This window comes from Pseudomonas ovata (genome assembly GCF_003131185.1).
Taxonomy (GTDB): domain Bacteria; phylum Pseudomonadota; class Gammaproteobacteria; order Pseudomonadales; family Pseudomonadaceae; genus Aquipseudomonas; species Aquipseudomonas ovata.
Window position 1 is genome coordinate 55,943 of record NZ_QFFU01000024.1, and the last position, 15,925, is coordinate 71,867.

At 56.7% G+C, this 15,925-nt stretch carries 16 protein-coding genes; 14 read left to right on the forward strand and 2 right to left on the reverse strand.

Features of this window, described 5'->3' with window-relative positions:
- Positions 1-47 precede the first annotated feature (47 nt).
- Complete coding sequence (locus DGA31_RS23970; protein WP_241509641.1) at positions 48-329, reverse strand: mobilization protein; 282 nt, start codon at positions 327-329, stop codon at positions 48-50.
- 444 nt (positions 330-773) lie between these two features.
- Here DGA31_RS23970 and mobA point away from each other — a divergent pair, with 444 nt between their 5' ends.
- On the forward strand, positions 774-1,202 hold the full coding sequence (gene mobA, locus DGA31_RS23975) for a plasmid mobilization protein MobA (RefSeq protein WP_241509642.1): 429 nt from the start codon (positions 774-776) through the stop codon (positions 1,200-1,202).
- Between the two features lie 12 nt (positions 1,203-1,214).
- On the forward strand, positions 1,215-3,149 hold the full coding sequence (gene traI / locus DGA31_RS23980) for a TraI/MobA(P) family conjugative relaxase (RefSeq protein ID WP_109514215.1): 1,935 nt from the start codon (positions 1,215-1,217) through the stop codon (positions 3,147-3,149).
- 662 nt (positions 3,150-3,811) lie between these two features.
- On the opposite strand, the gene DGA31_RS23990 is transcribed toward traI, so the two are convergent.
- Positions 3,812-4,153, reverse strand: a complete 342-nt coding sequence (locus tag DGA31_RS23990) for a helix-turn-helix domain-containing protein (protein ID WP_109514217.1) — start codon at positions 4,151-4,153, stop codon at positions 3,812-3,814.
- 235 nt (positions 4,154-4,388) lie between these two features.
- Here DGA31_RS23990 and DGA31_RS23995 point away from each other — a divergent pair, with 235 nt between their 5' ends.
- From DGA31_RS23995 to DGA31_RS24050, 12 genes are all read left to right on the forward strand, one after another.
- Entirely contained in the window at positions 4,389-4,898 is a 510-nt protein-coding gene (locus DGA31_RS23995) for a transcription termination/antitermination NusG family protein (protein ID WP_109514218.1), read from the forward strand.
- A 21-nt stretch (positions 4,899-4,919) separates the two neighbouring features.
- A complete protein-coding gene (locus DGA31_RS24000) occupies positions 4,920-5,354 on the forward strand; it encodes a hypothetical protein (protein ID WP_109514219.1) in 435 nt (144 codons plus the stop codon).
- Between the two features lie 618 nt (positions 5,355-5,972).
- Entirely contained in the window at positions 5,973-6,380 is a 408-nt protein-coding gene (locus tag DGA31_RS29890) for a toxin co-regulated pilus biosynthesis Q family protein (protein WP_161959227.1), read from the forward strand.
- A gap of 26 nt (positions 6,381-6,406) precedes the next feature.
- Positions 6,407-8,161: a hypothetical protein gene (locus DGA31_RS24010; protein WP_109514221.1), complete on the forward strand. Its 1,755-nt coding sequence runs from the start codon at positions 6,407-6,409 to the stop codon at positions 8,159-8,161.
- Positions 8,161-9,453 carry a type 4b pilus protein PilO2 gene (gene pilO2, locus DGA31_RS24015; protein ID WP_109514222.1) on the forward strand — a complete coding sequence of 431 codons (1,293 nt, stop codon included), beginning with the start codon at positions 8,161-8,163 and terminating at the stop codon, positions 9,451-9,453. The genes DGA31_RS24010 and pilO2 overlap by 1 nt, the downstream gene beginning before the upstream one ends.
- On the forward strand, positions 9,440-10,012 hold the full coding sequence (locus tag DGA31_RS24020) for a hypothetical protein (RefSeq protein ID WP_152035074.1): 573 nt from the start codon (positions 9,440-9,442) through the stop codon (positions 10,010-10,012). The genes pilO2 and DGA31_RS24020 overlap by 14 nt, the downstream gene beginning before the upstream one ends.
- Before the next feature lie 13 nt (positions 10,013-10,025).
- A complete protein-coding gene (locus DGA31_RS24025; protein WP_152035075.1) occupies positions 10,026-11,711 on the forward strand; it encodes a GspE/PulE family protein in 1,686 nt (561 codons plus the stop codon).
- Positions 11,708-12,772, forward strand: a complete 1,065-nt coding sequence (locus tag DGA31_RS24030) for a type II secretion system F family protein (protein ID WP_109514225.1) — start codon at positions 11,708-11,710, stop codon at positions 12,770-12,772. Before DGA31_RS24025 ends, DGA31_RS24030 begins: the two co-directional genes overlap by 4 nt.
- 70 nt (positions 12,773-12,842) lie before the next feature.
- Complete coding sequence (locus DGA31_RS24035; RefSeq protein ID WP_109514226.1) at positions 12,843-13,424, forward strand: type 4 pilus major pilin; 582 nt, start codon at positions 12,843-12,845, stop codon at positions 13,422-13,424.
- Between the two features lie 16 nt (positions 13,425-13,440).
- Positions 13,441-14,328, forward strand: coding sequence for an ATPase, T2SS/T4P/T4SS family (locus DGA31_RS24040; RefSeq protein WP_109514227.1), 888 nt, complete (start codon positions 13,441-13,443; stop codon positions 14,326-14,328).
- Positions 14,329-14,337: 9 nt separating this feature from the next.
- Positions 14,338-15,561: a shufflon system plasmid conjugative transfer pilus tip adhesin PilV gene (gene pilV, locus DGA31_RS24045; RefSeq protein ID WP_109514228.1), complete on the forward strand. Its 1,224-nt coding sequence runs from the start codon at positions 14,338-14,340 to the stop codon at positions 15,559-15,561.
- A 23-nt stretch (positions 15,562-15,584) separates the two neighbouring features.
- Positions 15,585-15,908, forward strand: coding sequence for a hypothetical protein (locus tag DGA31_RS24050; RefSeq protein ID WP_109514229.1), 324 nt, complete (start codon positions 15,585-15,587; stop codon positions 15,906-15,908).
- Positions 15,909-15,925: the final 17 nt, after the last annotated feature.

A 15,925-nucleotide genomic window follows, 5' to 3' on the forward strand; every position in this document is an offset into this window, starting at 1 on the left:
TGCATGAGGCTCTCCTTTTTGCGTCATGCGCCGACGCAAAGCTCACCTCACTCTGCAGCGGGTTTCTTCTTTGCCGATACACGTTTGCGCACGGCCAAAAGATCGTTGATCGCGTTGGCGGTCACCAGGATTCCAACGGATTTAAGCGCTTCGCGAATCTCGGTCACAGAGTAACCCTTTTGGTTGGAAAGCAGAACGATCTGTTCCTTGAGCTGCTCCAGAGCCTCGGTCTGGCCAATCTTGTTGCGGCTCAGGTCGGGCAACTCTGACAGCTTTTGCCTGGCTAATTCAAGTTCATCCTGCGTGTACGTTTTCTGCTTTGCCATCATCAATTTCACTGTGCTAGAGGGCTATTCTGGAACTATCTAGAGGGCAACCAAGGCCCCTCATGGTGGGAATCTTGCCGGCGGCGGTGAAAAAAAATCAAGTCAAAAATCATCCGTTGTCACCCTGCGCAGACGTCTGATTTCGTCAACGGTTACGTCAAAACCGTGACCTCTCAAAAACGCCTTAATCTCTCTCAGATCCCGGTCATCGTCGTTGCCGGGATTTACCAGCATTGTGCTTGGTACCTCTCCATTACCCTGAGCATGATGTTCAGAATGGCAAGGCTCAGCGTGTGAATCGTCCCTTTCAATTCCCATGCGCCTCTCTCCTTGTCACCCGATTACCTCGACAACTCTCCAATCGTGCCCCTTGCGCTAGCCAGAGCTAGAGTAATGTGCTATTTAGAGCCAGTAAAAACGAATCAAAGAATTGACCGGAAATAGGTTGTGGCCACCGCCCGCACGCGGACAGTGACCCCAACCACCGGATCAGGGCTGCGCCCCGACACCCCAGTTCAGCGCCATCGTTCGAGTGAGAGTTTGAGTATGTCTAAAAGCGAATCGCGTCAAAGAGATCAATGGATCAAGGTTCGCTGCACTCAGGAAGAAAAGGCGCTGCTACAAGAAAAAGCCAAGGCGGCAGAGCTGACGCTCTCGAATCTGATGCGCAGTGCAGCTTTGAATCGCAAGATCAAAACGCCCACTGACAAAAAGCTCATGGGGGAATTGCTGAAGCTGGGCGGCCTGCAAAAGCACTTGTTCAACCAGATGCAGGACGGCATGACCACCGAGCTGAGCAAGCAGTTTGCTGATGTGCTGGTCGCCATCAAAGCGGCGGTTGTAGCCATCGATCTTTCACAGTCAAAAGTGCAATAACCGGATTCATCCATGAACGTCATCATCCCCCCGAAACGCGGTGATAAAGGCTCCAGCTTTGGCAAGCTGGTGAGCTACATCAGCGATCGTGCGGACAAACCCAAGGATGATGAGGTTCTTACCGATGAGCCGCGACGTGCGCGCTCGCAGTCAAAAAAAGCCATGTTTGACCGCCTGGTAAATTACGTCGAACGGGCCGACGGTTTTGAGCGCGCCATCGTTGTGACCGAGACTTTTGCGGATGGCCGGCAGCGGCTCATCAGCGGTGGTGTCTCATGTGAAACCAACTGCTTTTCCCTGGAAACAGCTTCGGCGGAAATGAACATGGTGGCGGCGCAAAGCGCACGTTGCGAGGATCCTGTTTACCACTTCATTCTGTCCTGGCGCGAGAACGAAGCACCTACCGACGCCCAGATTTTTGAGTGCGCCAATTTCAGTATCCGGCAACTGGGCATGGAGGGGCATCAGTATGTCACCGCCATCCACCAGGACACCGATAACACCCATTGCCACGTGGCCGTAAACCGCGTCAACCCGGTCGACTACCGCGCTGCCAGCGTGTGGAACGATGCCAACATGTTGCAGAAAAGCTGTCGCGTCCTGGAGCGTAAATATGGCTTCATCCAGGACAACGGAAGCTGGGTATGGGGCGCCAACGATCAACTGGTCCGGGCACCCTTTCGGTTCGGCAGCGCGCCGCAAGGAACGGTGCCTTTGCAGGTCTATTCAAACACCGAAAGCCTCTACCACTATGCCGTCGATCAGGTAAGAGATCGTCTCTCAAAAGTCATGCAGCAAGGGCAACTAACTTGGGAAAGTGCGCACCGACTATTGCATGAGCGTGGCCTCGGTTTGCGCGAGCAAGGCGGTGGACTGGTGATCTATGACTTCATCCGTCCTGAAGGACCAGTGGTCAAGGCCTCCTCGGTTCATCCGACCCTGACCAAGGCGCGACTTGAGCCGTATATTGGCCTTTACCAAGGCCCACCGTCGTTCAAAACAATCGACTTTGACGATGAGACCATGACCATCTCTTCGTTCTATCAACCGGCCTTTGAACTGCGTGACAAGGACGCGCGGTTTGAACGCCGGCAGGAGAGGGCAGACGCACGTCTTGATCTGAAATTGCGCTATCAGCGATACCGCAGTGCCTGGCAGAAACCTGACCTGGATGTCCCCAATCGTCGACGTCAGCTGCTTGATCACTACCGTGCCGTGAAGGCTGATGTGCGTAAGACGTACAAGACACCCTTGTTGCGAAAGCTCATGTACCGTGCCGCTGAATTTGACCAGATGAAAGCCATGGCTGAGCTGCGTCTCCAGTTGCGGTCTGAGCGGCAAATGTTGACTGACAAAGGGCTCGCTCGACCTTTGCCTTATCGAGCCTGGATCGAGCAATGCGCGCTGCGCGGTGATGTCGCCGCCATCAGTCAGCTACGCGGTTTTGCCTATCGCGAGAAGCGTCAACAGCGCAAGGAGTCGAACAACCTTGATCGAGTGATCATGTGTGGCCGTGCTGATGATTCGCCTATTTTTGACAGGTCGACTCACACCACTCAATTGCGACGTGACGGCATTGTCGAGTACGTGCGTGATGGAATGGTCGGTGTCATTGATGAGGGCGATAAGGTTCGGATCGCGCCTGCCTATGCCGGCTATGACAATCGGAAAAATTTCGATATGGCTGTAGCGGTTACGGCCATGAAAAGCCGTGATCGCGTTGAGGTCATTGGCGATGGCGCGTTTGTGAAAAACGCATTGATCACCATGAATATGTTCAATGAAACCTACACGAGCAACCGCTACGCTCCGACCGACTTCGTGCAGCGTCAGCAGATGGAACGTTTGCAGCCTACTCAGGAACCTGCGCAGAGAACGCGCTCATCTGAGCCGGATCCTGGGGTGGTTCAACCTGCTCCAAATCGCAATCAGTTTCCACGGGCTTAGCTGTTCCGCCAAGGGAACTGGATCAACAGCTTTTGAAGATTACCCTCGCTAATGATCCATCGGCAACCTACTCAAGACACTCCGCGACCTGGTACTGACGTCAGGCCAAGCTCATTCCATCTGCTCTAATGCTTCGTTTTCAGCCACTCAATGATTTGAATGCACTGTGGTGATCTGGAGACGCTTCTTCGGTTCGACAATCCAAAGTCAGAAACATTGAGAACAATTCTCATTGCGTTTTTTTGGGAGAACCCCATTGACACGCAAATCAGTGATGCTACAGTGCTTTCACTGTACATGAATACAGTGCTTTGGTGTCAAACGCTGGTAGTTTCTCCGCACCAAATTGCATGGATAAATCAAGATGATTGATAGCAGGCGCGATTGTGCAGTGATTATGTACAGTGCCTTAGGAGCGTTTACAGCTCACAGCTTGCTCAATCATGCTCCCACAGCGTAGTGAAGGAGATATATCGTGGATATAGGAGGGATCGAGCAGGAGATGAGTGAGCTTTCGGAACTGGTTGAATCGATGCTTATGTACAAGATACTTGTCGGACACAAGATACTACCTGTAGACGAGAGGTCGCTACGCTGTCATCTAGAACGAGCAGATAGGTTCAAAGCTTTAGTTGAGAAAATATCCCAAAAGCTTTTGTGAGTTAGTCAACGTTGTGACTCATGTCTTCAATATTTTTCTTAACCTGCTCAAGCAGGTCTGGCGAATCGACACGCATGATCATGTCAGATATCTCACGTCTCAAAGAAATTAGTTTCTCTCTGATTTCATCTTCCTGACTAGGAAGAATTTCAGCCGGCGAAACCTTTAACGCCGTCGACAGCCTGATCAGTTGCTCAATGCTTGGCATGGTCACGCCTCTCTCATATCTACCAATGAGAGGGGGATCTGTACCAATCAGATCGGCCAGTTCAGCTTGGCTTAGGTTTGCAGCCTTTCTCAATAGCCGAATTCTGGAGCCTATAACATCGCGCAATGTCGTCACATAAGCTCCAAAACCATAATGATTTCATGGCATTAGCTCAAAAAAAAGGCATCATGATGTCTAATAGATACTTAAGTGTTTACCTTGGGCGCATCTAGGTTTATTCTTCTCCTACCCATTCCCGGCCCGACCCACTCGCGCTGGCAACGGGAGCCACCGCTAGCGTGTACGAACCCCTGCCTCTGGCGGACATGGGACTTCGAAAACACGCCTGTACATAGGGAAATGGACGAAAATGACCAAATCCAGCTGGTACGCACTCTTCCACGACAGCAATTTCCGCAAGTCCCTTGTGAGCAATATTGAATGCTTGGGGGTAGATGAGGTGTTCTCTCCCGAGCGGATCACGTTGCAGCCGCGCCGGGGCAGACCTTCCCCCCAGAAGTACAAAGTGCAGCTCTTCCCTGGATACCTCTTTGTGCGCTTCGATTGGCTGAAAACCCACCCTTCAGCCATCACTGCGTTCAATGGTGCTTATGGGCTTGTTCGGTTTGGGGATAGTGACCCGATGGTTGTCCCTGATGACGTCATCGACAAGATCAAGGCCGCCCTGGACGAGCGCCAAAAAGAACTCGATAACAAGCGGCCTGTCGTGATCGGCGCAGACACGGTTAAGAACACGATTGCCTTTCTGGTTCAGGAGAACAGCTCAGCGGCCCGAAGTGCAGGCGTTTACGAGCTGATGCGGCATGTAGATTCAAATGAAAAAGCAAGAAAAAGAACCAAGTTGGTTTTGTCCTTTTAACCTGAAACATTGGTACCTCCCATGACAGAAAGTAACGCTCCCATCAACGAGAGCAAGGACGTTCATGTCGGTAATGAGCGCGTAAACAAGATCCACCAGTTCGCCATTGATGTGAGTTCGGCCTCCCGCGAGCACATCACGCGAGCAATGTTTATGCGTCATTTGCTTGATCACTATGGCGTCCAGGCCCGTACCCACTGGATGCAGAAGCTGGCAGAGTCACCAGCACAGCCAGCAGAATTGCTCATTGAGCCGCACGCCTTGGTCCCCGGTGTGAATATTTACATCGGCAACGAGTATTTCAACGCGCTCAAGCAGCTTTCAATCGACATCAGCGCCGAGATCCGCATTCAGACCACACCCACTCAGGTTGCCAATCACCTCATTGACCATTACAGCGTTATTGCCCGTGAAGACTGGGTGAAGACGTTGGAAGTGAACAAGCCCAAGGACTGACCATGCTCACCTCCAGTGCCGTTCTGGCCCTGGTCCTGCCATACGCTCAACTGCCTCATCCCCCTCCGATTCATCCCTTGCTCGACACCTACAGCCCCTTCCAGCTGGATGCTTTTTTGGCTTTTTCTTAACTGACGTTTGTTCCCAGGCACGACGTTGAGAATTTCCCATGCAAATCGGGTTGTAACAGCGTGGTCGATTGAGATGCTTCTTTCTCTCACATCCTTACACACCAAATTTTATCGGCGCTGCTGAGAGGCACCTATGCGAAATCCCCTGCTGCTTGCTGCAGCTATAGCACTCGTTTCAGGTTGCAAAACCGCCCCACCCCCTACGCAGGTGCCTGCCGAGCACTGGATTGATGAGCAGATCGCGTTCAGCGCGTCCACGCTCAGCCAGGCTCAGTTGCGCTTGCACCAGACCAGTCCGCCCCCTACCCCGGCCCCTGCAGCAATCCCGGTGGGTTCAACACCGGTAAAAACACCTGGCTCTACCGCGGTCTCCGTACCAGCCCAGGGCGCTGTCGCTGCGATACCTACGGCAGCTCCTGCACCCAAGGTTGTTGAGGCCAAACCGGCACCTACTGCACCGATGCCTGCCGCAAAGATCGTCGCCGGCATGGCCCCGCGCAAGCCGGTGACTGCGGTGACCGCCTCGGCCTTCGGAGCCAACGCCGTACCTCTACAGGCAGGCAAAGCGATCCCTGTGTCGCCAGTGCCGCCCGTCGTGGTGACCAAGGCGACCCAACCGATCAAGCCGCCCCCGGAACAATGGGTGATTGCCGCGTCCGACACCACGTTACGTCGTGCCCTCAACAAATGGGCCGTCAAGGCCGGCTGGCAATTGGTATGGGAAGCGTCGGTGGATGTACCAATCAACGTTACGGCCAGCTTCGAAGGGGACTTCCGCACTGCGGTCAAGCGCCTGTTCCAGTCGCTCTCAGCGGCTGATGTAAACCTCAACGGCATGCTCTATGCCGGCAACCGAGTCCTGCGCGTTACCGAATCTGGTCGCCGCGCTCAGTAACTCTCCCCCTTCCTGGAGTAAACCCCATGACTTCGTACTTGAAACGAAGCATTGCCGTGGCCGTTGCCTTGGCATTGGCCGGGTGCGGCACGGTGAATGAGCGTGACGATATTCGCGGTGCGTCAGCCGACGGTAACAAGAAAGTGCAGGACAGCCTGACCCAGTTGCGGCTGGAGGATCAGATGCGCGGCGCGGCGGTACGCGAGTTCGACGGCGTGTGGCTGGGCGGCAAGACGGTCAAGGTGTCGCGCGATGCCGAACTGCCGCCTGTATTCAGTCACCCGATCCGGTTCGCGTTTCCCGATAAACCGACGCTGACCGTCATTGCCGACCGAATCAGCAAGATCGCCGGCCTGTCGGTACGGGTCAGCCCCGATGCCCTGGTGCCGATCGATGTGTTCTCGGCGCAGCGCATGGGGTCGTCTGGTGGCGGCTCTGCCATGCCTATGGCGCCTATGGACATGAGTGTTCCCATGAGTGGCCCGATCGGTCAGTCGGTGCCAAGCATTACGTCTCTGGCAGGTATGGATGGCAGTGGCATGCCCAGCATGAGCACAGGCTATGTGGCGCCACGCACCTTCTTTCTCGATCAAGCCAGCCCGTTTGGCGGCACGCTCAGTGAGCTGCTCGATCAAATCTCGGCCAAATACGGCGTGGGCTGGGACTACAAGGACGGTGTGGTCCTGATTTCTCGTCTGGTCACTCGGACCTACCAGCTAGCGACGATCACCGACACCAACGAGATCAACAGCACGATCGCCAAAACCTCTTCCTCTGGCGGCAGTGAAAGCGGCGGCGGCAGTAGCAGTGGCGGCACCTCACAGGCGGGCAGCGTTGAAGCATCGGCGGATGTCTCCGCGAAGATGGCCGCCTCGGTGGACGTGGTGGCCAGTCTCAAAACCGCCATCGAAGGCGCTTTGACGCCGAATGGCGTAGGCAAACTCTCTATCTCCGCATCCGGTGTGGTGACTGTCACCGATACCCGTGAGGTGCAGGAGCAGGTGGAGGAACTGATCAACGCGGAAAACAAGTCGGTCGGTCGCCAGGTGCGTATGCGCGTGCAGATCGTCGACCTGACGTCGAACACCAACAATGACATGGGGGTGAACTGGTCCTGGTTGATCAATGAGGCCACGGCCAAGTGGAACGTGAGGTTCTTTTCGCCTGCCGGCTTACCGGGTGGCTCATCCGGCTTTGGCCAGCTCGGCGTGATCCGCAATGGCGACACCTCGACGACCAGCACCTTCCTGCAAGCGCTGGCCACCGTGGGCAAGGTCAACATCCGCAAGGATGAAACGTACTCGATGATGAACAACCGGCCCCTGTCAGTGGCCAACACCGAGAACTTCATCTATCCGGCTCGATCTTCGTCAGCGTCCAATAACAACACCAACAGCACCACTGTCGTGCCAGGCGTCGATCCAGGCCAGCTCACCACTGGTACGTTCCTGAATATGCGCTCCTCGATCCTGCCCAATGGCTCTGTGATCGTGCAGTTCAGCATGGACGCTTCGATGCGCGGCGATACGGTGACCTTCGTCAACAACGGCGTCACCCTGCAGTACCCGCAATCGACGGCAAACCAGTACCAGATCTACACCAGCATCGTGAACGGTGAAACCGCCGTACTGGCCGGGGTGGAGAACACGCAGCAGCAGGCTACCGACAAGTCGTTCGACGGCAAGCTGACCCCGTTGCTGGGCGGTGGCATTGCCACGTCAACGTCGCGCCGGGCTGTCCTGGTACTGCTCACCCCACAGATCATGGAAGGGGTGAACTAATGCTCAATCAGGTACAGATTCCGGGCTTCGGCACGGTGGTGATGGGCCTGGACTGGTTGACGCTGCAGGGCATGGACGGCAAGCGCGAAGAGATTCGGCAGCTGGGCCGGGGTGTCGATGCTGGCTGGCAGTATGTATGGGCCGGTCATGGCCAGGTCGATGACAGCGTGGCGTTCATCGCACGAGGCCAGAGCAAGAAACGTCCGGTGGCAGCCGCTGCCCTGATACGCGCAGCCATTGCCGAGGATCTGTACTTGACCTTGATTGAGGTCGATGAAGATCGGTTTTGGCTGTTTGCGGTGCAGGACAATGTGCCGATGAAACGTGCTGACCTGGTGGGCACGTTCAGTGAAGTGATGCTGCTGCTCAAGGACCTGCTCAGCGCTTTTCAGGATCCCTCGAAACTGCCGGTCTACACCGATCAGCAAGATCGGCTGGCCGCCTTGCCTTACACGCTGGATCTGCGGCCTTTCTCGTTGGAGATCCTGAGCCACTCGATCAACAAGCGTGACATGGCCAAAGCCGCGTTCAGTCGCCACACCTCGGTGCCGGTCATTCCTATCCTCCTGTTTACGGTGCTGGTTGCTGGGGGAGCGGCCTATTACCTGTACCAGATGCAGGTTGAGGAAACGGCGCGGCGTGATGCCTCGCTGATTCGAGAGCGCGCCGTGGCGCAGCGCAAGCTGGAGCTGGGCAATGCAGTGGATACAGCACTGAACGCCACGGCGTCAGCGCGCGTATCCATTCCGGCTTACCTGGCGGCCACCAGTGACCTAAAGCGCTCGCTGGCCGGCTGGAAACTGACCGGTCTGGAATGCGCGGGATCAGGCTGCACGCTGACCTATCAAGCGCAGGCGTTTGCCACCTGGGCCGGCTACCTGGCTGCCAAGCCCGACGAATGGCCGGCCCCGACGTTCGATAGCAATATCGAAAAAGTCACTCAGCCCATCGTCGTGCAACTGCCCGACAGTCCACAGAACACCCTTGAAGGGTTGCCGACGCGCGATGCAGTCAACCAGGCGCTGGGCAACCTGGCTCAGGTTTCAAAAATGCTTGGCTTGAACCTGACGCTGCCGTCGTCCTGGGCGCGGGTGGCCGGCGATGCCTCCATGCCGCTGCCCGAAGAAGACTGGATACCCATGATTGGCGGCTTCGACGCCACAGGGGCTGCGGTGCTGCTTGAGAATCTGGCTACACGTCTACCGGCTACCAGTGGGGTGTCCAGTGTGACGTTCAAGCTTGATGACCCCCTGACCTTTGAATTGAAAGGAGCTGTGTATGCCAATCCCTAAAGTGGCGTTGTTGCTGTTGTTCCTGTCGTTTGCGGCACATGCCGATGACCTGATTCCGATTGACCATTCGACCGACACGTTTGGCCGGCTGCTGGCCAAACAGGCTCAGCTGCTGGATTCGGAAATGGACATGCGGATCCGCCAGAACGAAAACCAAGGCACTGCGGCTATCCCGAGCAATGCCAACCCCTTGCCTGGTGCCAAGCAGGAGGTCAACGAGCTGGAGCCCACCGTTGAAGCCATCTGGGGCTTGGCGGGCAAGGAAGTGGCCGAGATCAACTACAAGGGACGCCGCGTACCGGTGTCGATGCAGGAGCCGTTCATCTCCAAGGTTGATGGCTGGAAGTTGGAGAGCATTGAGCAGTACCAGATTCAACTGGTGCGCACCGAAGGCCGCCAGGTCCTGCAGCGTAAAACCATCATGCTGGACTGGATGGGTGGGCAAGGTAGCCAGGCGATTATCTCCAATGCCTTACCTGTCCCCGCCTTTATCCCACCGTCAGCGCCGATTACCCCCGCTATCAATCCTGCAGCCATGAACCCTGCATCAATGCGTTAGCCCTGGAGTTGCCATGTCCACACAAACGCGTTCGACCTGGAGTTTTTTCAAGCGCCGGGATAAACCACCTGCCCAAGAGGATGCTGCTCAACAGCTTTCTAAAATGGTGGCCTCAATCCGTAGGGAAGGCCGCATCAAGAATCGCGCTGAAATGCCTGCCTTTCGCTCGGTCATGAGTCAGGCGCATGGTGTGACTGGCAACGACTTAGCACTGGTGGCTGTGGTCGACCGAGGCCACCGGGAAGCCATGCTGCTGGTCTCTGAAAATGCTCTGGGCCAACGGCTGCACCTGGAACTGCGAAAGCGGGTGCTTGAGGCTGGCTACACCCTGGCGTTGGAGCGCCTGGCCGATGTTGGGCTGATCGCTGAAATCAACAGGGCCATCAACCGCGAGGGTGCCGATAACAAGGCGAGCGATGCCCGCCCGGTTGTGGAAGAGCTGGTGCGCGATGCCATTAACGACAAGGCCACGGACATCCACCTGTGCTGTCGTGAAGGCAGCGGAATGGCTCTGTTTCGGGTTCATAGCCGCATGTATCCGTACCGCAAATATGACGTCGACACTTGCGAGCAGATTGCCGGTTACCTGTACACACAGATGGCCGACTCGCGTACCCGCAGCCTTGGCACATTCTCCCTGGAGAACAAGTCGCTGAGTTGCATGGTGCCGACCGTCGTCAACGGCACGCATTACAAGCTGCGCTACAAGTACATCCGATTGGCCGATGGATGGGACGTGATCATCCGGGTATTGGCCGTAGAAACGGCTGGCCTACCCAGCAAGACCTTTGAAGAGCTGGGCTACGAGGTTTCGCAAATTCGGCAGTTAGAGCTGAGTGCAGCGCGATCCATTGGCCTTATTGCGATCACCGGCCCGACCGGCAGTGGTAAGTCCACAACGGTCAAGGCGGCGATGGAGTTCGATCCCAACCGTCGTTTTCGCAAGCGTTACTCGGTTGAAGACCCAGTGGAATACAAAATCTTCATGGTGTCGCAAATCTCGATCCAGCGTAGTGATCACGAGGAAGAAGACGACAGCAACGTCGCGTTGCTCGGTACGCTACGCGACATTCTGCGGGCGGATCCGGACGAAGTTTTGGTAGGTGAAACGCGCGATCGGGCAACGGCATCCATCGTGGGAGACTTCGTGCTGACCGGGCACAAGCTGTACACCACACTGCACACCTCATCGGCCTTTGGCGCGCTGCTGCGTTTGAACCGCCTGGGTCTTGATCGGCATATCCTGGCGGATCGACAGTTCATTTCCTCCGTGGCTTTTCAGCGGCTGCTGCCGATCTTGTGCCCACACTGCTGCGTGCCGGCCAAAGACGTGCTGCCCGAGTCCATGTTGAAGCTGCTGCAGAGCAAGTTCGGTATCAACCCTGAAGCGGTGCGCTGCTCGAGCGAAGACGGCTGCCCTCAGTGTCGGAAGCGAGGCGTTATCGGCTCTACAGTGGTGGCCGAGATCGTTACGCCCGACAAGGTCATCCGCCAGTTCATTGCCGAAGGCAAGGATGAGCAGGCCGAAGACTACTGGCGTAAAAGCCGCCGTGCTGCCTATGACGAGGCCGACATGACCGGCAAGACGGCTTACGAACATGCGCTGTACAAGGTGTCGCAGGGGCTGATTGATCCCCGTGACCTGGAACGAGAGTTTGAACCTCTGGAAGGCTACGAGCTGGTGGAGGCGTCTTCATGAACCTGGGTTTCAAGTTCTATAAATGGCTGTTCAATGCGTTTGACGTCAGTCGGCAAGAATTCTATGAAGACTTTGCCTCGGCCCTACGCGACGGTGCTTCAGATGCTGATCGTTTAGGAAAAATGGCGGCCAGGGCCCGGAAACGCAAATCAGGTTGGGCGCCTTTGTATGAGCACTGGCTACGCAAGATGCGCCGGATGACATTTGCCAGGGCGCTGCAGCACACGGTGCCGGACTATGAGGTCATGGTCCTGACCGCAGCGGAGGAAGATGGGCGCTTGAGTGAGGCGATGGATTACTTGGGACGGGCCATACGCCTATCCAGCAAGATAAAAAATGCCTATTTCATGTCGCTCATTTCGCCGGCGATTGCGCTGGCTATCTTGCTCAGCTTCTTTCTGGCCTATGCCCTGGTCATCGCGCCTCAGAACCTGCAGACGTTGCCACTGGACAAGTGGCCGGAGGTGAGCCGGCAGCTGTATGCGTTCTCCAACCTGCTGGTCAACGGAGGCGTGGCATTGGGCATCGGTTTAGGGATCGCTGTGTGGCTGGTGATGTGGAGCCGAGGCCAGTGGCGCGGCAGGCTGCGTGCCTGGGTCGACCGTGTGCCGTTGTTGCCTTGGCGGGGTTACCGAGAACGCGAGGCCAATACGTTCCTGGTCGCCTTTGCCATCCTGCTGCAGTCCAACAACCACGGTCCAAAAGAGGCGTTGGAGCGCATGCGTCAGTTCGCTTCACCCTGGCTGAGCTGGCATCTGAGTCTGATGCTCAAGCAACTGGTGCGTACCCCGGATCAGCCGGCACGGGCCCTGAATACGGGGTTGTTTCCGATCCAATTGATGGACCGGATCGAGGACTACGCCGAACGAACTGATTTCACCAAGGCGCTACGCATTCTGGCCTTCGACCACGGCGACAAGCAGATTCAGGCGGCTGACCGCCGCGCGGTAATCACCGGCTTCATGACCATGCTCCTGGTAGCTGCCGTGATAGGCGTAATCGTCTGGGCGAACTTCGAGTTCAACCAGGCGCTGGAAACGTACATCCAGAACATCCGTTAAGCATCACCCCTCGCAACACCACCCTCCCGGCCATTTGGTCGGATCTTTGTCGTACCTCAAGGAAACTGTCATGCAAAACACTCAAGTCAATACTTCGAGCGGCGTACTGCTGGGCTTAAAAAAGCGCAAGCAGCGGGGTTTCGGGTTAATGGAGTTCGCCATTGTGGTCCTGCTCGTCAGCTTGCTGGCCGGTTTGGCTTCGTTGGTCCTGCCAGGCATTTTTGCCAGCATTCGAGCTACCAAAATCACCGATGAGCTCAACCTGGCCATCCCGGCGATTCAAACGGCCTACCAGAACAAGACCTCCTATGCCGGGCTGACCACCGCACAGGTCGCGCAAAACGGCTGGATCGGCAGCGGCTTCACTGAAGTTACCAATGGAGTGCCGACCGGTAACCTGGTGACCCAGTGGGGCACGATGACCTTTGTCACGGCAGCCACTAACACGCGTGTAACGGGCACCCTGAACAACGTGCCGACTCGTGAATGCATCAAGATTGCCAATACCTTCTCCGCTGACCAATACCTGGCCGCGACGGTCAACGGCACAGCGGTCAAGACAGGCGTCAACGGCACTGCTCTGACTGTGATCGGTACGCAGTGCAGCTCGACGGCGACCAACACCATTACCTTCACGTTCGGGCGTGCCTGACAGCAAGGGGCCGGCGATGAGCATGCCCTTGATCACCGACGTTCACCTGTCTACCGATGGTCGCGGTCCCGCGATCATGTTTCCCGGTCAATTGCCCGCTCAACTTGAGCATCATGACCTGGTACAACAGTTGATTGCAGGCATCGGACAACACCCGGAACGAAAGAAGATCCTGCTGGACGATGGCAGTCCCTGGCGAGTGCAGCGCATGCGTCAGGGGCGCTATGCCTTACGGCGTTTGCGTGATCACTGTCCGGATCTGGAGGCGCTGGGTATTCCGCAGTGGGTCTTGGCGCTGCTGCTGGGCGCCCGGATGCGTGAAACCGGTGGCCTGATCCTGATCTTCGGCCTGACCGGCGCGGGAAAAACCGTGACCTTTTCGGCCACCGTGGCGGCTCGGCTGCGGTTGTTCGGTGGCTATGCGCTGACCTTGGAGGATCCCCCCGAGGATCCTCTGGAAGGCGCACACGGCAGCGGGTATTGCGAGCAGATCGATGTGGCGGAACTGGATGGTTTTGACCAGGCCATTCATGCCGCACTGCGCTGCTTTCCGGCCAAGGACGCTTCGATGCTGGGTTTTGGCGAAGTGCTGAGCAGCAATGCCGCTGCTCAGCTATTTCGCCTGTCCAGCGATGGGCACCTGGTGCTGGCCACGGTGCATGCCAAGACCATTCCAGCCGGGCTTGAACGCCTGGCTGCAATGGCTCGGGCAGCCGGTGAGGCCAATGCCAACGAGTTGCTGGCCACCAGCCTGCAATTGGCCATTCACCAGCGATTCGACGCCAATGGCCGTCTGGTCGTATCGGCTTTGCCGCGTGAGAACAAGGTCATCGCACACATCAGCCGAGGCGAGTACACCGCGCTCAACCAAGAAGTTGATCGCGCACAATTCAGTCATCTTTAGGATTTCTTTATGACGCAACCATTGCTCTGCGCGCGCTTGCCACCTGGCCGGCGTATACAAAAGGGCTATTTGTTACCTCAACTGGCCATTGTTGTAATGGTCGGGTCGCTTTTGACGGCTTATGCCGGCAACCGTTACTGGCAAGCCACGCTCGATCAGGGTCGCGATGACAAGGCGAAGATGGTCGGTGAACGGATGGCAAACGTCAGTGACGCGGTCAAGACCTATGCCACCACCTTCTTCACGCAAATCCAGCAAGGTCAGACGATAACGCGCAACGGCTATACGCTGCCCCCGCAGCGGATCCTCAATCCAACCGCTGCCGATCTGAATGCCTTGGGGTTTTTACCGGCTACCGCGATTAATCCGGTCATCTATAACGGTCAGTCGATCCAGTACAACGTCATCATGCAGGTCAACACGCAGAGCGGTTGCAGCATACCCACCTGCAGTCTTGTGTTTCGGGTTATCACCTCGGCACCGTTGCGGCTGCCTGACAGCACCACGCCTGATACTCGACGGGCTACGCTCGCGGCCAATTCAGCCAGTCCAGGCAATGCCGGCGTTTCGCTGCCAGCCGCGATGGGGGGTGACCCCAACGTCTTTGTTGCGAGCGGCGGCACGGTGATCGGCAGCAACCCCACCGGCGTGGCGGGTCTGGTGGCCATGACCAATGGCTATGACAGCCAGGGTTTTTTCGAATTTCTACGCCGGGATGGCAGCTTGCCTATGACTGGCACGCTCAACCTGCAAGATGCGTCAGGCACCAAGCACGACATCGCCAATGCCAACGACATCGATGCTGTGAATGTGACTGCTTCAAGTGCCGTGAATGGGGAGACGGTAACGTCGACGGGACGCCTAAAGTCAGGGGAGTTTTTGCAACTGGACGGGGTGGCCGTGGAAGGCGGCACTTGCCAACCACGCACTATGGCACTGGATAGCGGCGGGCTGGCATTGACCTGCCAAAGCGGACGCTGGGCCAGGCTGCGTACGTATCGGTTCGACAGGACGACAGTTGCAGCTGTCAATCGGGAATGCATTGTTAACGACCCGACCAGCCCACCGCTCTATGACACATTCACGTATCAAGTAACCTGCGCGGTTCGCTACTGCACACGTGTCTATGGCTATCAGTTTGGCCTGATCAACGAGTACAGAATTGGGTACAACAAGGAACACCCTTATTACTCCCAGCCCAATACCGTTCTTGATATTGCCTGCTCCCGCTAAATTCCTCCCCCTATAGGTTTCTCATGAAAGCCATTATTACCGTCCTGGCCGGCCTTGCCGTGGTTGCAGCACTTTCCGGCTGCGCGACGCATAAGCAGCAAGATCTGACCAACACCCATCTGCAGGTCATGCAAGACCAGCTGTCGATGCTCAATCAGTTGAATGCCGAGCAGCTGAAAAAACTGCCCAAGCCGCTGGCCACGCCGGAAGTATGCCTACTGGCCGGCCAGCCCTACAGCGAAGGTGCCGTAGCGGCTGGACGTGTCTGCGCACCGTCTGCACTGCGCACGATTGGGCAGCCCCGCAAGCTTTCCTGGCAGTCAAAATCCGCTGTTCTCGGTGATTGACGACCGTCGGCCCTTTC

Coding starts and splice junctions, on each gene's coding strand:
- DGA31_RS29890 (WP_161959227.1), top strand. CDS start 5,973: ATGGCCCCGCGCAAGCCGGTGACTGCGGTGACCGCCTCGGCCTTCGGA.
- DGA31_RS24000 (WP_109514219.1), top strand. CDS start 4,920: ATGACAGAAAGTAACGCTCCCATCAACGAGAGCAAGGACGTTCATGTC.
- DGA31_RS24030 (WP_109514225.1), top strand. CDS start 11,708: ATGAACCTGGGTTTCAAGTTCTATAAATGGCTGTTCAATGCGTTTGAC.
- traI (WP_109514215.1), top strand. CDS start 1,215: ATGAACGTCATCATCCCCCCGAAACGCGGTGATAAAGGCTCCAGCTTT.
- pilV (WP_109514228.1), top strand. CDS start 14,338: ATGACGCAACCATTGCTCTGCGCGCGCTTGCCACCTGGCCGGCGTATA.
- DGA31_RS24050 (WP_109514229.1), top strand. CDS start 15,585: ATGAAAGCCATTATTACCGTCCTGGCCGGCCTTGCCGTGGTTGCAGCA.
- DGA31_RS23970 (WP_241509641.1), bottom strand. CDS start 329: ATGATGGCAAAGCAGAAAACGTACACGCAGGATGAACTTGAATTAGCC.
- DGA31_RS23995 (WP_109514218.1), top strand. CDS start 4,389: ATGACCAAATCCAGCTGGTACGCACTCTTCCACGACAGCAATTTCCGC.
- DGA31_RS24040 (WP_109514227.1), top strand. CDS start 13,441: ATGAGCATGCCCTTGATCACCGACGTTCACCTGTCTACCGATGGTCGC.
- pilO2 (WP_109514222.1), top strand. CDS start 8,161: ATGCTCAATCAGGTACAGATTCCGGGCTTCGGCACGGTGGTGATGGGC.
- DGA31_RS24035 (WP_109514226.1), top strand. CDS start 12,843: ATGCAAAACACTCAAGTCAATACTTCGAGCGGCGTACTGCTGGGCTTA.
- DGA31_RS24025 (WP_152035075.1), top strand. CDS start 10,026: ATGTCCACACAAACGCGTTCGACCTGGAGTTTTTTCAAGCGCCGGGAT.
- DGA31_RS24010 (WP_109514221.1), top strand. CDS start 6,407: ATGACTTCGTACTTGAAACGAAGCATTGCCGTGGCCGTTGCCTTGGCA.
- DGA31_RS24020 (WP_152035074.1), top strand. CDS start 9,440: ATGCCAATCCCTAAAGTGGCGTTGTTGCTGTTGTTCCTGTCGTTTGCG.